The sequence below is a fragment of the Corallococcus sp. NCSPR001 genome, assembly GCF_017309135.1.
Classification (GTDB): Bacteria; Myxococcota; Myxococcia; order Myxococcales; family Myxococcaceae; genus Corallococcus.
In genome coordinates this window covers 7,069,787-7,085,885 of sequence record NZ_JAFIMS010000002.1, presented here as the reverse complement: position 1 = coordinate 7,085,885, position 16,099 = coordinate 7,069,787, and the positions used below count along the sequence as shown (strand labels likewise).

Annotated in this window: 14 protein-coding genes; 4 read left to right on the top strand and 10 right to left on the bottom strand. The window is 70.1% G+C overall.

Annotated features, from left to right (window positions below; genetic code table 11):
• Nucleotides 1-10 precede the first annotated feature (10 nt).
• The 4 genes from JYJ93_RS30155 to JYJ93_RS30140 form a co-directional block, all read right to left on the bottom strand.
• Nucleotides 11-1,585, bottom strand: coding sequence for a caspase family protein (locus tag JYJ93_RS30155; RefSeq protein ID WP_206798025.1), 1,575 nt, complete (start codon nt 1,583-1,585; stop codon nt 11-13).
• Between the two features lie 65 nt (nt 1,586-1,650).
• On the bottom strand, nt 1,651-2,439 hold the full coding sequence (locus JYJ93_RS30150; protein WP_206798024.1) for a DUF4384 domain-containing protein: 789 nt from the start codon (nt 2,437-2,439) through the stop codon (nt 1,651-1,653).
• Nucleotides 2,436-2,978, bottom strand: coding sequence for a sigma-70 family RNA polymerase sigma factor (locus JYJ93_RS30145; RefSeq protein WP_014395374.1), 543 nt, complete (start codon nt 2,976-2,978; stop codon nt 2,436-2,438). The genes JYJ93_RS30150 and JYJ93_RS30145 overlap by 4 nt, the downstream gene beginning before the upstream one ends.
• A 28-nt stretch (nt 2,979-3,006) precedes the next feature.
• Nucleotides 3,007-4,005 carry a hypothetical protein gene (locus JYJ93_RS30140; RefSeq protein ID WP_206798023.1) on the bottom strand — a complete coding sequence of 333 codons (999 nt, stop codon included), beginning with the start codon at nt 4,003-4,005 and terminating at the stop codon, nt 3,007-3,009.
• Between the two features lie 243 nt (nt 4,006-4,248).
• Here JYJ93_RS30140 and JYJ93_RS30135 point away from each other — a divergent pair, with 243 nt between their 5' ends.
• Together JYJ93_RS30135 and JYJ93_RS30130 are read left to right on the top strand one after the other, a co-directional pair.
• Nucleotides 4,249-5,073: a nucleotidyltransferase gene (locus JYJ93_RS30135; RefSeq protein WP_206798022.1), complete on the top strand. Its 825-nt coding sequence runs from the start codon at nt 4,249-4,251 to the stop codon at nt 5,071-5,073.
• Nucleotides 5,057-5,761, top strand: coding sequence for a metallophosphoesterase (locus JYJ93_RS30130; protein WP_120594297.1), 705 nt, complete (start codon nt 5,057-5,059; stop codon nt 5,759-5,761). Before JYJ93_RS30135 ends, JYJ93_RS30130 begins: the two co-directional genes overlap by 17 nt.
• Before the next feature lie 7 nt (nt 5,762-5,768).
• On the opposite strand, the gene JYJ93_RS30125 is transcribed toward JYJ93_RS30130, so the two are convergent.
• The 4 genes from JYJ93_RS30125 to JYJ93_RS30110 are packed head-to-tail and all read right to left on the bottom strand — an operon-like array spanning nt 5,769 to nt 10,334.
• Entirely contained in the window at nt 5,769-7,199 is a 1,431-nt protein-coding gene (locus JYJ93_RS30125; RefSeq protein WP_242543979.1) for a DUF4340 domain-containing protein, read from the bottom strand.
• Nucleotides 7,200-7,213: 14 nt separating this feature from the next.
• Nucleotides 7,214-8,767 (bottom strand): Gldg family protein, encoded by a 1,554-nt coding sequence (locus JYJ93_RS30120; RefSeq protein ID WP_206800520.1) that lies wholly within the window; start codon nt 8,765-8,767, stop codon nt 7,214-7,216.
• 2 nt (nt 8,768-8,769) lie between these two features.
• Complete coding sequence (locus JYJ93_RS30115) at nt 8,770-9,573, bottom strand: ABC transporter permease subunit (RefSeq protein WP_206798020.1); 804 nt, start codon at nt 9,571-9,573, stop codon at nt 8,770-8,772.
• Between the two features lie 17 nt (nt 9,574-9,590).
• On the bottom strand, nt 9,591-10,334 hold the full coding sequence (locus tag JYJ93_RS30110; protein WP_206798019.1) for an ABC transporter ATP-binding protein: 744 nt from the start codon (nt 10,332-10,334) through the stop codon (nt 9,591-9,593).
• Between the two features lie 42 nt (nt 10,335-10,376).
• Here JYJ93_RS30110 and JYJ93_RS30105 point away from each other — a divergent pair, with 42 nt between their 5' ends.
• Entirely contained in the window at nt 10,377-11,570 is a 1,194-nt protein-coding gene (locus JYJ93_RS30105; RefSeq protein WP_206798018.1) for an aspartate kinase, read from the top strand.
• Between the two features lie 165 nt (nt 11,571-11,735).
• Nucleotides 11,736-14,321 (top strand): N,N-dimethylformamidase beta subunit family domain-containing protein, encoded by a 2,586-nt coding sequence (locus JYJ93_RS30100; RefSeq protein WP_206798017.1) that lies wholly within the window; start codon nt 11,736-11,738, stop codon nt 14,319-14,321.
• Here JYJ93_RS30100 and JYJ93_RS30095 read toward each other — a convergent pair whose 3' ends face one another.
• Nucleotides 14,322-15,263: an ATP-binding protein gene (locus JYJ93_RS30095; RefSeq protein ID WP_206798016.1), complete on the bottom strand. Its 942-nt coding sequence runs from the start codon at nt 15,261-15,263 to the stop codon at nt 14,322-14,324. It abuts the gene before it with no gap.
• 80 nt (nt 15,264-15,343) lie between these two features.
• Complete coding sequence (locus JYJ93_RS30090) at nt 15,344-15,997, bottom strand: hypothetical protein (protein WP_206798015.1); 654 nt, start codon at nt 15,995-15,997, stop codon at nt 15,344-15,346.
• Between the last annotated feature and the right edge of the window lie 102 nt (nt 15,998-16,099).

Genomic DNA, 16,099 nt, shown 5'->3' with positions numbered 1-16,099 from the left:
ACGTGCTCCCTCATGGCTCGTACGTGAGGAGCGCGGCCAGCTCCCAGAATCCCAGGGAGCGCTGCGCGTCGACGGTGTACTGGAGGTACTGCAGGCGGCTGCGCGCGGTGAGGTTCAACCTGCGCGTGAGCTGGACGCGCGCGCCCGTCGCCAGGCCCGGTGACACCATGGCGAAGCGTTGATCCGGGAATGCCGCGTCGTCGAACTTGCGGCCCATGATGAGGTACGCGACGCGCACGCCCACGAACGGAGCGAAGCGGCCCACGGGCCATTCCGCGGTGAGGCTGGTGCCCACGTTCACCACGGAGTAGCGGTACGTGGGGCCCGCCAGCGTGGGCAGGGCCAGCACGCCGTTCGTGCCGCCCACCGCCGCGTCGAAGCCCCAGACCCAGTCGCGGCGGAAGTAGTCGTGCAGCTCGGCCTCCGCGCCGAAGAGGGGCACGGAGAGGAAGAGGGACTGGCGCGTCTGGGCGTCGAAGAAGGACTGGAAGCCGCCGGTGAGTCCGAAGGTCCACCACGTGCCCTTGTCCAGCATGGCGCCCTTCACGGGGTCGTCGGAGAAGGGCGCGTCCTTGAAGCGCGGCTCCTGCAGGATGGTCGTGCGCCCGCGAGCGACCTCCACTTCGCCGATGCGCAGCCGGTCGCTGAGCCGGCGCTTCACGCGGTAGGTGCCGGGGGCCAGGGCGACGCGGCGCTCGGTGTCCGCGGCCTTGTCCAGCTCCGCGACCACGAGTCCGCCCGGGTCCACGAAGTAGTAGGAGCCCGCGGGGGCGTTGCCGGGGACGACCAGGCCCTCGGCGCTCGCGCGCAGGTCGGTGAGGACCAGGTCGCCGTTGCCCGCCAGGTCGTAGCTGAACGTCGGATGCTGCGGGCCCGCGCTGCTGTCCGCCGTGTCCGCGACGGTGCGGGCGTAGGCGTGCGAATACGCCTCGAAGAGCGTCACGCGGCCGTCGCCGCTGCGGTCCGCGTCCCCCAGCAGGCCGCTGGCCAGGTGATGGGAGAAGTAGCTGCCGCCCAGCGCGTCCGACTCCTGCGAGTCCTCGTCCGCGGCGCTGGAGGTGAGGATGACGACGCCCCGGGCATCGCGTGCGGCGCCGGACTCCACGTCGAAGGCCGGGGCCTTGCGAGCGCCCTTGGTGCGGGTGAGCGCACCCGAGCGGCAGGAGTCGAGGATGGCGATGCGGATGTCCACGGGCGCGTCGGCCAGCCGGCGCTTGAGCGCGTCGAAGGCGAGCCGTGAATCCCCCAGCCGCAGCGCGCCGTCCTTCGCGTGGCCGGAGTAGTAGACGAACAGAGCGGTGCGCTCGCCGCGGGCCTGGGCCGCGCGGGCCTGTTGCTCCAGCTCCGACAACGCGACGAGGAAGCTCTTCGCGTCGTCGTCCAGGAGGAGCTTCGCGTCGGCCGGGGACACGCCGCCCAGCCGCGTGAGCAGGTCGTGCATCTTGCGCGCATCGTCACGCGCGTAGCTCAGGGGCCGCGTATCCGCGCCGCCCGTGTCGTTGCCCGCGATGAGCGCGAAGCGGTGCAGCGTGTCCGCGTGCGCGGCGGTGGAGGCCAGCACCAGCGCGGAAATCGAGGCCCGCATCGCCGAAACCAGGCTCCGTGCCCAGACCGCCACAGGAGCGAGCACCTGTCTCACGGGGCCGTCGCTCATGGCTTCAACAGCATCCACTGCGTCTGCGCGCCCGCCACGTCCAGCGGGGCCATGCGCGTGACGTCCCGGCCCGCCGCGTTGAAGGCCTTCCGGGCCGCGTCGCTCAGCGCGTCCATGGACACGGGCGCGTCCGTCAGCACCAGCACCACGCGCTCCGCACCCGCGCCGGTGAACTCCACGCTCTCCGGCAGCCAGTGCTGCCCCGCGCCCGGCTCCACCGCGAGGCTGTCCCCGGACTCCGGATACAGCGGCGTCACTTCTCCCTGCGCGTCCACCGACAGCGCCGCCACGTAGCGGTACGCGTCCGCCGTGTAGCCCAACCGCACGCGCTCACCGGGCTGTAGCGACTCCGGCGCCTCCGTGCTCGCCACCCGCTGCGGATCCACGCCTCCACCGATTCGCAGCTCCGCGACCGCGCCGCCCTTGATGCGGTTGCCCGCGACGGGCGGCTGGACCGGATCCGTCCTCCCGCCGGTCTCCAGCAGCGGACGCGCCAGCACCAGCACCACCACGGACGCCGCCACCGCCATCAGCGGCCGGACCCATTGCGCGCGCGTCGCCGGCTCTCTCGCGGCTTGCCTCGCGCGCGCCCGCTCCACGCCGGCCTCGAAACCTTCGAACGGGACCTCCGCCTCGAACGCGGCCTGCGCGTCCGCGAAGGACCTCAGCGTCGCGCCACATGCGTCGCACGCCTCCGCATGCTCCCGGACGCGGTTCGCCTCCTGGGTGGGCAGCTCACCAGCGTGCAGGCGGCGCAATGTCCAGCTCGACTCGTGCGCGCTCATCGGACGCTCAGCTCCTCTCCACCCAGCTCCGCGAAATGCTCCAGCCGCTTGCGCACCGTGGGCACCGAACGCCCCAGCACCGCGGCCACCTCTTCCAGCGTCATCCCGTCCACGTGGTAGTGGATCGCCGCCGCCTGCGTCTCCGCGTCCACCCGGGCCAGCAGCTTGCGCACCAGGTCGCGCGTCTCCATCGCCTCCGCGCCGCCATGGCCCTCGGAACGGGCCGCCTCGTCCCTCGCGAACCACTTCCTCCACGCCGCCCCTTCCGAGCGCAACTGGTTGAGGCAGTGGTGCGTGGCGATCTTCATCAGCCACGTCAGCGGAGACGCCTCCGCCCGGAACGACTCCCCGTGCACGAGCGCGCGGGCGAAGACGTCATGCATCGCGTCCTCCGCCCGGCTCGCGTCCTTCAGCAGGTAGCGGCAGCGCTCACGCACGCTGCCGCCGTACTTCACATACAGCTCGCGCAGGACGGCCCGCCGGTCCTCGTTGGGACGGGGAGGCACTACCTTCAGGGCCAGCGGGGTCGGTCCGGTCACGCGCGGCGCAAGCCTACCGCGACCCGGCTCAGAGCGACGAGTACACCGCCGCCGTGAACCCGCCGCAGGCCGCCTCCGCCTCGCCGTAGCCCAGGCGCGGGTCCAGGCTGACGCGGAAGTAGGTGCTGAGGAAGTTCGTGTCCCAGCACTCGTTCAGCGTGGCCTCGCCCACCAGGTCGCCCCCCGTCACCTTGATGTCCGAGCGGCCCGCCCCCGTCGCCGTCCAGCGGCTCTTGATGGACAGCCGCTCCAGCTTCGCGCGCAGCGGGTCGCCGTTGTCGATGTCCTCGTTCGTCGCGAACTCGAACTCGCCGCCCGCCGTCGCGGACGCCTTGTAGTGGTACGTCCCGTCCACGCGCTTGTTGGGGTCCTTCTCGTCACGCACCTGGTGGAAGTCCGCGTCCACCGTGGCCTCCACGGAGGCGCTCGGGCGCGCGTAGCGGATCTCCACCGTGCCCACGTTGTCGTCCGCATCCGGCAGGGTGTGCGCCGCGTCCCAGTCGATGAACAGCTCGCCGGAGCCGTAGCCCTTCACGCGCTCCCCGTCCGCGTCCACCGTCACCTGTTGCGTGCCGGACAGCACCGCGCGGAAGGCGCTGTCCTCCTCGGCCTTCGCCTTGCCCTCCAGCACCCAGGAGAACGACGCCTCCCCCGACTTCGTCACCGTCAGCCGCCACGTGGTGGGACTCAGCGCCTCCGTGCTCGGGCCCCACACCGCCTTGTTCTCCTCCAACGTCGTCGGCGGATACTTGGAGATCTGCTCGATGAGATTGAGCACCCACAGCGTGCCGCCGTTCACCGCCACCGTGGCGTTCACCGTCGCCTGGTAATACTCCGCCTTCTGCCCCTGGCCGTACTGCGCGGAAGGGCCGGCCGCCGTCAGGCCCTGGCCGTTCGCCTTCGGCGCCTTCACCTGCGTCATCTCCTTGGAGGGCAGGCCCTCACGGAACGTGTCCGCGTCATTGGCCACGGTGTCGTTGCAGCCGACGAACAGCAGGGAGGCACACAGCAAGCTCTTGCGCAGCATGGTCGGGCGTCCTTTCAGGGCCCGTCTTGCGCGGGCCGTGCGGCAATGAATTCGCCCCTATGGACACAGGCCGACCAAAAAACAGAAAAAGCGCTCGCTAGAGGTGGAAAAGCACAGTGAAACCAAGCGTTTGGCGTCTGGCTGCCTGCTCTCCGGCCACCCGCGCCCGCCTGCCCGACGGTTGAAATGGGCCATCCCTACCTTTCGCCCATGGAAAAACGACACCCGAACCATCCCGGGGAGATGAGTACGGACGCCACGCTGGCCGAGCGGGATCGTGCGCCGGACGAGATCAACGCCCGCGCCAGAGCCGTCGGTCTGCTCCATGAGGCCGGGGTGCCGTTCGTGGTGGGGGGGGCGTATGCCTACGCCACCTATACCGGCATCTACCGCGACACCAAGGACCTGGACCTGTTCCCGCGCAAGCAGGACGCCATCCGCGCCCTGGACGTGCTGGAGAAGGATGGCTGGCGCACGGAGCGGCCCGACGAGGTCTGGCTCTACAAGGCGTACAAGGGCGATTACTTCGTCGACTTCATCTTCTCCTCCGGCAACGGCGTGGCGACGGTGGACGACGAGTGGTTCACCAACGCCAGGAAGGCCACCATCTTCGGCTACGAGTGCCTCATCGCGCCCGCCGAGGAGATGATCTGGTCCAAGGCCTTCGTCACCGAGCGCGAGCGTTATGACGGCGCGGACATCAACCACCTCATCCTCAAGGCGGGGCGGGAGATGGACTGGGACCGCATCCTCCGGCGCTTCGACCGCTATTGGGAGGTGCTGCTCAGCCACCTGATGATGTTCCGCTTCGCGTATCCCAGCGAGCGCGACATCGTGCCCAACTACGTGATGACGGAGTTGATGAGCCGCACGCTCCAGACGGTGCGCGACGGCAGCTGGGACGAGAAGCTGTGCCGGGGCAACCTGGTGTCCAAGGTGAACTATCACGTGGACATCCACCACTGGGGCTTTGGGGACGGCAGGGCGTGGGACGAACAGGACAGACCCGAGGGGGGAACCCGTGGCGCGAGATCCGAGCTCGAAGATTCGACTGGCAGCGGTCGGTGACCTGCACTGCCGGGAGGACCAGCACGGGCGCTTCCGTCAGCTCGTCAAACAGGTGAACGCCTCGGCGGACCTGCTGCTCCTGTGCGGGGATCTGACGGACCGCGGGATGATTGAAGAGGGCAAGGTGCTGGCCGAGGAGCTCTCGGCCTTGCGCGTCCCGTGCGCCGCGGTGCTGGGCAATCACGACTACGAGCACGGGCAGGTGAAGGACATCTGCTCGGAGCTCTCCAAGGTCGGCGTGCACATCCTCGACGGGGACCACTTCATCTTCGAGAAGGTGCTGGGCGTCGCGGGGGTGAAGGGCTTCGGGGGCGGCTTCGGCAACGCCACGTTGCAGGCGTTCGGCGAGGGGCAGACGAAGTCCTTCGTGCAGGAGGCCGTCACCGAGTCGCTCAAGCTGGAGGCCGCGCTCAGCCACCTGGACACGCCGAAGAAGGTCGTGATCATGCACTACGCCCCCATCCCGGAGACGCTGGAGGGGGAGAACATCGAGATCCGTCCCTTCCTGGGGACGAGCCGTCTGTCGATGCCCATCGACCACTACGGCGCGGCCTACGTCTTCCACGGCCACGCGCACCACGGCGCGCTCGAGGGCAAGACGAAGAGCGGAATCCCGGTGTTCAACGTGGCCATGCCGCTGCTCACCAAGTTCACGCCCGAGCAGCGCTTCGCCTTGATGGAGGTGTAGCGCCGCCTCAGGGCGGGGGAGCTCCGGCGTCCGTCGCCTCCTGGAGGTCCGCGGCGCGAGTGGGCAGGTCCGCCACCGCGCCCATGGACACCTCCACCAGGTCCGGCCCGGAGCCCCGTGCGTAGAGCCGGTCCTCCGTGTCCGGTACGGCGTCGCCCAGCGACAGTCGCGCCAGCTCGCGTCCGTCCGCGTCGCGCAGCACGACGCCCCGGGACGCGTCGCTGATGCCGTAGCGCTCCCAATGCTTCACCTTCGCCTCGCCGAACGCGGTGGCCTTGAGCGCCTCCAGCCGGCCCAGGAGCTTCAGCACGCGGAAGTGCTGAGCGCGGCCACCGCTGGGCCCCTCCACCTGCCATGCGTCGCCGTTGCCCTCGCCGCGCGTCACCACCACGGGAGCGGCCTCGCCGCCGGGGCGGAACTCCAGGCGCCGCACGGCGTCGCGCGGGAACGACAGCACCCGGCGGTCCTTCAACTCCTGCACGCCCACGTCCAGCGTCGTCAGCGCGCGGGCCTCCACCTCCGCCAGCGTGGAGCGAGAGCCCTGTTCGCGAAGGGCATGGACGACGGTCGCGCCATCGCGAGTCACCTGCGCCAGCCTGACGCGGATGGGCTCACCGGAGGCAGGCATGAAGCGCGCGTCCACGACGGGTGTGTCGAAGCCCAGGGCCTTCCGGTGGGCGGCGGTGTCTTGGGGGAAGGACAGGGCCTGATGACCTTCGAAAGCCTTGAGCAGGTCCGTCAGCCGGCTGGTGTTCGCGCGGGTGGGCTCCGGCTTCTCCATCCGCCACGACTTGCCGTCCGCTTCGCGCATCAGCGTGTACGCGTGGTCCTTCGCCTTGACTTCGATGGACTGGAGCGACGCGAGGTCCAGCGGCCCCAGGAACTCCTTGGCGCGCAGCTCGAACGGGCCCTTGTCCAGCGAGTACCTCACGGCGCCGTCGGCCGCGTATACGGTCGCGTCGCCTTCACGGCGCACGTAGACGGAGCCATCGAAGGGATTCTCATCTCCACCGGCCAGCGTCACGGTGCGCTGACGGGACGGATCCTCCGCGCCTTCGCCGTTCGCGTCCGGAAGGTAGGCCTTCGCCGTGACGGTGAACGCCGGGGACGTGAGCCCGTACTTCTTCAGGTCCGCGTCCGTTGGCGAGGCATTCACGGTGGACTTGAACTTCGCCGAGGTGAGCTGCTGCACCAGGGCCTCCACCGCGTACGGATCCGCCTTCGCCTCCACGGGAGAGACAATCCGCCAGCCCTCCTGCGTCCGCTCCAGCTCCGTGGTGGCGCCGTGGGCCTTCACCGTCAGGTGCGTGAAGACGGGCGTCGGATCCGGAGTCGCGCCACGTGGCCGCTCGGTGGGCTCCGTCGCGAAGAGCTTCGGCGGGGGAGGGGGCTTCTCCGCATCGCGCGAACAGCCCACGGCCAGGAGCCCCAACATCATGATGGTGGAAATCCTCACCGGTTCCTCCGCGACAACCAGACCGCGAGTCCCACGCCCAGCAGTGACAGTGGCAGGAGGTCAGTGGACACGAAGCGCAGCGTCCGCAACTGGTCCTCCCCGAGCTCCAGGGTGGAGGTCTCACGGTCGGGAGGGCGCAGGGTGATCTTCTCCGCCTGATGGGACGCCCAGCCCAGGGCGTTCATCACCAGGTTGCGGTTGGCCTCGTAGCCCCAGTTCGGATCCAACAGCAGCTCCGAATCCCCCACGGCCACCAACCGCGCCTCGTCGTAGCGCTTGTGCTCCGCCGCGCGCGTGTCCCGGGACGCGGCGGCCACCAGCGTGAGCTGCCCCATCTTCTCGCCACTGGACGGAGTGGTGTCCTCCAGGGGCCGCGACTCCACCCACGCATAGGGGGAACTCAGCAGCACGGGCTCCACCTTCACGCCGGGCAGCAGGAAGCCCTCGCGGACGAGCGTGAAGCTGCGCGGCGTGGGCAGCTGGATGTTGAAGCCGCGCTCCTGCAACGGACGCGTGATGGGGTGCTTGCCGTAGAAGTTCGACACGAGGACGAACGGGTTGCCCGAGTTGAACTGCGGATCCGCCGCGACGCCCTCGTCCACCTGCACGCCGTAGTCCGCGAGGAACAGGCCCAGCCCGTCGTCCGTGTTCGCGTCGGTGAAGTAGAGCAGCCGCCCGCCTTCGCCCAGGTAGGTGCGCAGCGCCGCCACCTCCGGCGCCGTATACGCCTGCTTCGCGCCCGCGATGATCACCAGGCCCGCGTCGCGAGGCACCTCCTTGCGGCCCAGGAGGTTGAGCGGTTCGGGGCGGTAGCCCTCGCGCAGCAGCTGGCGCCGCAGCTCCGTCAGCCCCTCGCCGGCCGTCTCCAGCGACCACTCGCCGTGTCCTTCGAGGACGTACACCTTCTGCGCGCCCGTCGCGCTCAGTTGCAGCAGGGCGTTGGTCAGCTCCTGCTCGGCGGGGACGGGCAGGGTGGTGTGGGGCGCGGCAGCTCCTTCGCCACGGGAGACGACGACCAGCGTCTGCCCGTCCTTGAGCTGGTACTTCGCGGCCAGGGCCGGCTCGCGGCGCGGATCCACGAAGGCGTAGTCGAAGGCCTCCGGCGCCGCCTCGTGGTAGCGGCGGAACAGCTCCTCCAGCTCTCCATAGGACGAATGCGTGGGCGGGATGAGCGCCAGCGCGTGCGCCTTCTCCTTCAAGCCCGCCAGCGTCCGCACCGTCTGCGGCGCGAGCGAGAAGATGCGCTCCTGCGTCAGGTCCCAACGCTTGTTCTTCCGGAACGCGAGCACGTTGAGCGCCACCAGTACGCCCAGCACCGCCAGCAGGGTGAGCACGGAGGACGCGAAGAACCGCCCCGTGCGGCGGGTGCCCGCGCGCCCCAACTCCTGCCGGTGCGTGACGACGTAGGCCGCGAGCATCGCCGCGCCCAGCACCGCCTTGCCCGCGGCGAGCGTCACGCTGCCGGAGGTGAGGAACAGCGTGAAGGGGCTGGACGCGAGCAGCAGCAGGCCGAAGGCCCCCAGCACCCGGGTGACGTGGGTCGCTCTCATGGTCATGCGTAGCGCTGCGCCTCCACCGCGCGGTGGGTGAGCAGCAGCGAGAACAGGATGACGGACGCGAAGAACACCAGCGCCTGCACCTCCAGGACGCCCTGGATCATCCCCTGCAACTGCGTGTCGAAGGACAGATAGGACAGGACCGAGCGCAGCGGCTCCGCGGTGGACTGGGCCACGCCGCGCAGGAGCATCCACGGCAGCAGAACGGTGAAGGTGAGGAACGCCGCCAGCATCTGGCTCTCCGTCAGCGCGGAGATGAACAGCCCCACCGCCATGCACGTCGCGCCCCACAGCAGCACGGCGCCGTAGCCCAGCAGCACCGTGGGCCACTCCAGCGCGGAGCCGGACGGGCCCGTGCCCACCACGGACAGCATCACCGGGAACACCAGCGTCAGCCCCAGCGTGACGAAGATGAGGCCCAGGCCGCCCAGGTACTTGCCCAGCACGATGTCCACCGGCCGCACCGGCGTCGTGAGCAGCAGCGCGAACGTCTTCTGGCGCTTCTCCTCCGCGAACAGCCGCATGGACAGGAAGGGCGCGACGAAGAGCGTGAGGATCAACACCACGCCCCACAGCTGCACCACCACGCCGTCCGTGAGGTTGCGGTAGACGATGGAGTCCGGCGGCAGCTTGCTCCAGCCGTGCTCGCGCGCCAGGGCCTGCACCTGCTGGAACTGCTCCAGCAGGCTGACGAAGAAGAACGACGAGAGCGCCGCCATCGCCGTGAACACGGCGTAGGCCCACGGGGTGGTGAAGGCGACGGCCAGCTCCTTGCGGGCAATGGCCAGGGCAGTGCGCATGCGCTGGAGGTTCCTGTTCAGGCGGCGGTCAGCTTGATGAAGACTTCTTCCAACGACGCGTGCTCGGCCTGGCCATGGGCCTTCGCCAACTGGTCGATGGCGTCATGGGCCACCACGCGGCCCTGGTGGAGGATGAGCACCTTCTCGCACGTCACCGTGACCTCCGGGAGGATGTGCGTGGACAGCAGCACCGTGTGCTTCCCCGCGAGGCCGCGGATCAACGCGCGCAGGTCCGCGCGCTGCGTGGGGTCCAGGCCTTCGGTGGGCTCGTCCAGGATGAGCACCGGCGGCGAACCGATGAGCGCCTGCGCGATGCCCACGCGCTGCTGGTAGCCCTTGGACAGGTTCTGGAGCACGCGGCCCATCACGTCGTCCACGCCGGTGAGCCCCGCCACCCGCGCCACCTCCGCCTTCACCGCGCGGCCGGGCACCTGCTTGAGCGCCGCGACGAACGCCAGGTAGCCGTGCACCGTCAGCTCCGGATAGAGCGGCGGCGTCTCCGGCAGGTAGCCGATGCGCCGTTTGACCTCCATCGGGTGCGTGGACACGTCGAAGCCCGCCACCTTCGCGCTGCCCCCGGAGGGGGGCAGGAAGCCGGTGAGGATCTTCATCGTGGTGGACTTGCCGGCTCCATTCGGGCCCAGGAAGCCCAGCAGCTCGCCCTCACCGACCGTGAAGGACAGGTCGTCGATGGCCACGCGATCGCGGTAGCGCCGGGTGAGGTTGCGCACCTCGATGATGGGCTTCTCGGTGATTGGCATGCGCGGGGGCGAACTCTACACTGCCCCGGAAGCGAGGCGTGGATGCCAATCGTGGTGCAGAAGTACGGCGGCTCATCGGTCGCTGACGCGGAGAAGCTCGGCAAGGTCGCGCGGCGCGTGAAGCAGAAGCGGGACGCGGGCTATCAGGTGGTCGTCGTCGTGAGCGCCATGGGCGACACCACGGATGACCTGCTGTCGCTGGCCAAGAGCGTGTCCCAGGACCCGCCCCGGCGTGAGCTGGACATGCTCCTCACCTGCGGCGAGCGCATCTCCATGGCGCTGTTGTCCATGGCGCTCCAGGAGCAGGGCGTTCCGGCCATCAGCTTCACCGGCAGCCAGAGCGGCATCATCACCAACGACGCGCACGCCCAGGCGCGCATCGTGGAGGTGCGGCCCTACCGCATCCAGGACGAGCTGGCGCACGGCAAGGTCGTCATCGTCGCGGGTTACCAGGGCGTCTCCTACAAGAAGGAGGTCACGACGCTGGGGCGCGGCGGTTCCGACACCACCGCGGTCGCGCTGGCGGCGGCGCTGGATGCGGAAGCGTGTGAAATCTATTCGGACGTGGACGGCGTCTTCAGCGCGGATCCGCGCGTGGTGCCGGACGCGCGCAAGCTGGAGTCGCTGAGCTACGACGAGATGCAGGAGCTGGCGAGCGCGGGCGCCAAGGTGCTCAACGCGCAGGCCGTGGAGTGGGCCAAGGCGCGCGGCATCACCATCCTCGCGCGCACCGCGCACGGCCAGGGCACCGGCACCAGCGTGCAGGAGCTCGCCGTGCCCACCGACAGCCGCGTCAAGGGCGTGACGGCGGACGCGGAGATGGCCGTGCTCGTCGCCCACGCCAGCGTGCCCCTCCAGGAGCTGCTCGAGTTCCTGGACGCGCGCGCCGTAAGGGGCCGCACGCTGGCCCATGACGGACTGCCGGGCGCGCCGGGGCGCACGTACCTGGCGGTGCCGCTCGCGGACATCCACGGCCCGGAGGCGCTCCAGCGCGAGCTGGCCACGCGCTTTGGCGCGGGCGTGGACTGGCAGGACGGCTGGGGCACGGTCACCTGTGTGGGCGTGGGCCTCAACGCGGACTGGGTGCCGCTGCGCAAGGCCCTCTCCGCCGCGGAAGCCCTGAACGCCCGGGTCCATGCGGTGAGCACCTCGCCACTCCAGGTGACCCTGCTGGTGGACAAGGCGCATCTGAAGACCCTCACGGCCCGGTTGCACCGCGAACTGCTCGGTAGCTGACACGCTCCGCGCCCTCGCAACCTGCGTTGATCCGAGGATTTACGTGCTGTCCCTGGGGACGACTCGACATCCGATGTCGAACTTCCTTTCCCAATGGGGGCAGGGTGCTTCCCTCTGAGACGCCGATGCCTACCCTCTCCCCCTGGATACCTTGGAGGGTCGGGCATGGCACACGGGCGGCGCTGGATGGGACTGGGGGTGGTGCTGGCGCTCCTGGTGACGGGGGCGTCGGGGTGCAAGGACTCCGGTCCGGCACCGGGCACGCCTCCTCCGGGTGACCGCCATGATGATCCGCCGCTGAGCAACGACGACGCAGGCGTCATCGGTCCGGACGGCGGCATCGTCGTTCCCGAATATGACGCGGGCATTCCGGACGACGAGCCGGACGCGGGCACGCTGCCCGACGGTGGCAGCGCGCTGCCCGAGCGCGACCCGGACGCCGTCCACAAGGAGAACCAGAGGAAGGGCACCACGGGGTGGCGCATCGACAAGAACGCCAACAGCCGTGAAATCGAAGGCTACCCCCTCAAGGCCACCCTGACGCAGGGCGAGTCGCTGCGCGTGGCGGTGTCCCTCTCCGAGGAGCGCAAGTTCAGCTGGTTCGTCTACCGCCTGGGCTACTACGGCGGCGTGGGCGCCCGCGAGGTCGCGCGCGGCGGCCCGGTGCAGGGCACGCGGCAGGCGGACTGTCCGGCGGATCCGGCGACGGGCGTCATCGCCTGTTCCTGGTCGCCCACGCTGGAGATCCCCATCGGCGAGAACTGGGTGCGCGGCGTGTACGTGGTGAAGCTCGTGCGCGACGACCGGCCCTCACGCTACGTGCCCTTCTTCGTGCGGGACGCCAATCCGCGCGCGGAGGTCGCGGTGCTCATGCCCACCGCCAACTGGGCGGCGTACAACACCTGGGGCGGCACCAGCCTCTACGATGATCAGAAGGGCGTGATGAAGGCGCACGGCGTCTCGCGCGCCTTCCAGTCCTCGTACGACCGGCCCTACTACCGGGGCCAGGGCTCCGGGCACCTGATGCTGGACGACCTGAGCCTGGTGACGTGGCTGGAGTCGCAGGACCTGGACGTGGGCTACTTCACCGACGAGGACATGGACGAAAGCTACGACTTCCTGCGTGGCGCGAAGGTGCTCTTCATGTCCGGCCACGACGAGTACTGGTCCTCCAGGCAGCGCGACCACGCGGACCGCGCGCTGTCGGAAGGGCGCTCCATCATCAACCTGGGCGCGAACAACGCGTACTGGCAGGTGCGGATGGAGCCCTCCGCGGACGGCCGGCCGCGCCGCGTCGTCACCTGCTACAAGGGCGCGCCCGAGGATCCGTACAAGGACCAGCGCAGGACGGTGAAGTTCCGCGACCTGCCCGCGCCCCGTCCGGAGAACGCGCTGCTGGGCGTGCAGTTCGCCGCGCGCTGGCACCAGTGGCCCTTCCCGACCGTCATCACCAACCCGGACCACTGGGCCTTCACCGGCACGGGCCTGAAGGCCGGTGACACGCTGTGGATGGCGAACGGCTACGAGGTAGATCAACTGGTGTCCAACGGCCGCCAGCCCTCCAACGTGGAGGTGCTCGCGGAGTCGCCCTCCCTGTCGCTCCAGGGTGGCTTCGGCTTCGCGCACATGGTGGTGCGCAAGCAGGGGGACGCGTACGTCTTCTCCGCGGGCGGCATCGACTTCGTGCAGAAGCTGGCCGGGGTGGCGGACCGCGTGGCGGATCCGCGCGCGGGCCGCATCGTGGCCAACGTGCTCTACAAGGCGCTGGGCCGGAAGCTGCCGGGCGACCTGGTGAAGTTCCAGCCTCCGGCCGCGGCCACGCCCACGGGGCCGTTCGCCGCGTCCGTGACGACGGTGGCGGGGCAGCCCGGCAAGCGCTGCCAGTCGGGCGCGAAGGTGGCGCCGGATGAGCTGGGCGCGCCGCTCGCGGTCGCCGTGCTGCCGGATGGCGGCTGGGCGGTGGCGGACGCGCTGGGCAACACGGTGAAGCGCGTGTCGCCGGACGGGAAGATCCACACGGTGCTCACCGGCCTCTACGGCCCCATGGGCATCGCCGCGGACGCGCTGGGCAACATCTACGTGTCCGACACCGAGAACGCGCTCATCCGCCGCATCTCCCCGGAGGGCAAGGCGGAGGTCTTCGCGGGCACCACGTGGGGCTATCAGGATGGCCCGGCGCTGTCGGCGGCCTTCAACCAGCCGGCGGGCCTGTCCTTCACGCCGGACGGCACGGCGCTGCTGGTGGCGGACCTGAACAACAGCGTCATCCGCCGCATCGACATGGTGACGCCCGGCAACCCGGTGACGACGCTCCAGGGCGACTGGCTCTATCGTCCCTCCGCGGTGGTCCAGACGGCGGACGGCACCACCTACGTCGTGGAGAGCGGCATGGCGCGCGTGGTGCGGGTGCGCGACGGCGTCACCACCGTGGTGGCGGGCTCCACGCCCGGCTTCCGCGACGGTGATCCGAAGGAGGGCCAGATGCTGCCGTACCTGGGCCTGGCGCTGCTGCAGGACGGCTCGCTCGCCATCTCCGACCCCGGCAACTACCGCGTGCGCCGGCTGACCTTCAACGCGTCCGGCGAGCCGGAGAAGCTGACCACGCTGGCGGGCAGTGGCCGCTATGGCGCGGATGACGGCACGGGCAGGGAGGCCCAACTGGTGCTGCCCGCCGGGCTCGCGGTGGGGCTGGATGGCACCCTCTACGTGGCGGACGCGGGCAACTCGCTGGTGCGCGCCATCAAGCGCTGACTACCGGCCCGGGTTGCGCATGCCACCCATGGGCGGCGGCGCGTCCATCTCCTGCCGCGTGCGCCGCCGGTCCGGGGTGTCGCGCGGCAGCTCCACGAAGGTGCACATTTCGCAGAGGCGGCTGTAGATGCGCTCGCCCACGCGCTCGCGCAGCAGCTCCGCGTCCTTCATGGCGGAGCGGGCGTCGTCGGTGGTGCGGTAGCCCGAAGGCGCGCTGCTCCGCGCGCCCTTGCGCTCCGGCTCCAGCGAGTAGTTCGTGGCGAAGAGCGTCGTGCGCCCCGCGTTGTAGCGCCGGGCGATGAGCTCATCGAGCGTCTCCATCTCGAAGGGACTTCCGCGCCCCTTGCCCAGCTCGTCGATGGCGAGGACCTCCACCTCCGACAGCGGCCCGATGATCTCCCCGCCGCTCTTGCCGTCCTGGAAGCCGCGCCGGATGGTCGCGTAGAGGAGGGAGATTTCGACGTAGCGGGACTTCACGCCCATCTCCAGCACCAGGTGCCCGAGCGTCGCGGCCATGAGGTGCGTCTTGCCCGTGCCGACAGGCCCGCTCAGCACGAAGCCCTTGTTCGTCGCGCCCTTCACGTACTGATTGGCGAAGTGCATGGCCACGCCGCGGCCGCGGTCCTGCGCCTCGTTGAAGGGCCGGTAGTTGTCGAAAGACGCGTGCGCCATGACGCCCGGCATCTGCACGTCGTTGTAGAGCGCCACCCGCGTGCGCCGGAGCGTGCACACGCACGGCTCCAGGACCTCATACGTCCGGGGGCCCACCTTCGCGCTGAAGGTGCCTTCCTTCTCCACCAGCCTGTGCCCGCGTCCACCGCACATCGGGCAGTCCACGGAGCACGTACACACCCGCGCGGTCGCGAGCTCGCCGCGCCGCTCGATGAGGTACGTCCGCCCGCCGCACAGCCCACACGCCTCGCCGTTCGCCTTGGCAGCCATCGCGCCCAGCCATAACACCGTCCCCCCCGGGCGTCAGCCTGCTGAACTTTCGTTCAGGCGCGCTAAAAGGGGACAACCCCTCAGGTTTCCTTCATGGCCAGCCGCCGTCTGACGGCCGCCTGGAGCCGGAAGCGCCGGGCCACCCGCCGCGCGCGGACCGTCATCAGCTGTTGTTCACCGGTGCGCGCATCCCGCCACACCGTGCGTCGCTCCGCGAAGGGCAGGGCGCGCAGGAGCGCCAGCAGCGCCCAGGCCTCCTGCTGATCCATGGCCGCGGGCTCGCGCGGCACGCACGCGAGCACCGTGTCCAGCAGCCGGTGCACCCGCGGCGCCAGCGTGGCCTCACGCTCCGTCAGCGCCCGCAGCGCCGCGCACAGCCGCGCGTGCCGCACCTCCTCCCACGAACGGGCAGGGCGCTTCTTCGAGGAGGCCACGGGCGCCTCTTCTCCCTGGCCCGCGGTCAGGTCCCGGTACTTGCGGATCTCCGTCTCCACCTGGCGCCGGCACGCCCTGAGCGAACGCAGCACCGGCTCTCCGGGCCGCGCGTCCCACAGCGCCTTCTCCGCCGAACGCGAGATGCCACGCGCCACGACCTCGAAGGGCACGCCCTCCCGCGCCCACGCGGTGACGAGCTCCGTGTCCAGCGCGGACAACATCAGGCCCGCGCCGCGCACCGCGAGGAAGTAGTCCTGCACCAACTCCTCGAAGCTGGCGCTCTCCGGCAGAAGACTCATGATCCGACAACCACTCCAGGCAGGGCGGCCAGACGAACAGCCGCCAGCCTCCCATACCTGTTGGGGCCTGCCGTGCAACCTTCCTGTCGCTGTCTGGAAGGG

What these genes read in the sequence shown, in the direction of transcription:
- JYJ93_RS30155 (WP_206798025.1), bottom strand. Translation starts at nt 1,585, where the DNA reads ATGCGGGCCTCGATTTCCGCGCTGGTGCTGGCCTCCACCGCCGCGCAC.
- JYJ93_RS30150 (WP_206798024.1), bottom strand. Translation starts at nt 2,439, where the DNA reads ATGAGCGCGCACGAGTCGAGCTGGACATTGCGCCGCCTGCACGCTGGT.
- JYJ93_RS30140 (WP_206798023.1), bottom strand. Translation starts at nt 4,005, where the DNA reads ATGCTGCGCAAGAGCTTGCTGTGTGCCTCCCTGCTGTTCGTCGGCTGC.
- JYJ93_RS30135 (WP_206798022.1), top strand. Translation starts at nt 4,249, where the DNA reads ATGAGTACGGACGCCACGCTGGCCGAGCGGGATCGTGCGCCGGACGAG.
- JYJ93_RS30125 (WP_242543979.1), bottom strand. Translation starts at nt 7,199, where the DNA reads ATGATGTTGGGGCTCCTGGCCGTGGGCTGTTCGCGCGATGCGGAGAAG.
- JYJ93_RS30120 (WP_206800520.1), bottom strand. Translation starts at nt 8,767, where the DNA reads ATGAGAGCGACCCACGTCACCCGGGTGCTGGGGGCCTTCGGCCTGCTG.
- JYJ93_RS30115 (WP_206798020.1), bottom strand. Translation starts at nt 9,573, where the DNA reads ATGCGCACTGCCCTGGCCATTGCCCGCAAGGAGCTGGCCGTCGCCTTC.
- JYJ93_RS30110 (WP_206798019.1), bottom strand. Translation starts at nt 10,334, where the DNA reads ATGCCAATCACCGAGAAGCCCATCATCGAGGTGCGCAACCTCACCCGG.
- JYJ93_RS30105 (WP_206798018.1), top strand. Translation starts at nt 10,377, where the DNA reads ATGCCAATCGTGGTGCAGAAGTACGGCGGCTCATCGGTCGCTGACGCG.
- JYJ93_RS30100 (WP_206798017.1), top strand. Translation starts at nt 11,736, where the DNA reads ATGGCACACGGGCGGCGCTGGATGGGACTGGGGGTGGTGCTGGCGCTC.
- JYJ93_RS30095 (WP_206798016.1), bottom strand. Translation starts at nt 15,263, where the DNA reads ATGGCTGCCAAGGCGAACGGCGAGGCGTGTGGGCTGTGCGGCGGGCGG.
- JYJ93_RS30090 (WP_206798015.1), bottom strand. Translation starts at nt 15,997, where the DNA reads ATGAGTCTTCTGCCGGAGAGCGCCAGCTTCGAGGAGTTGGTGCAGGAC.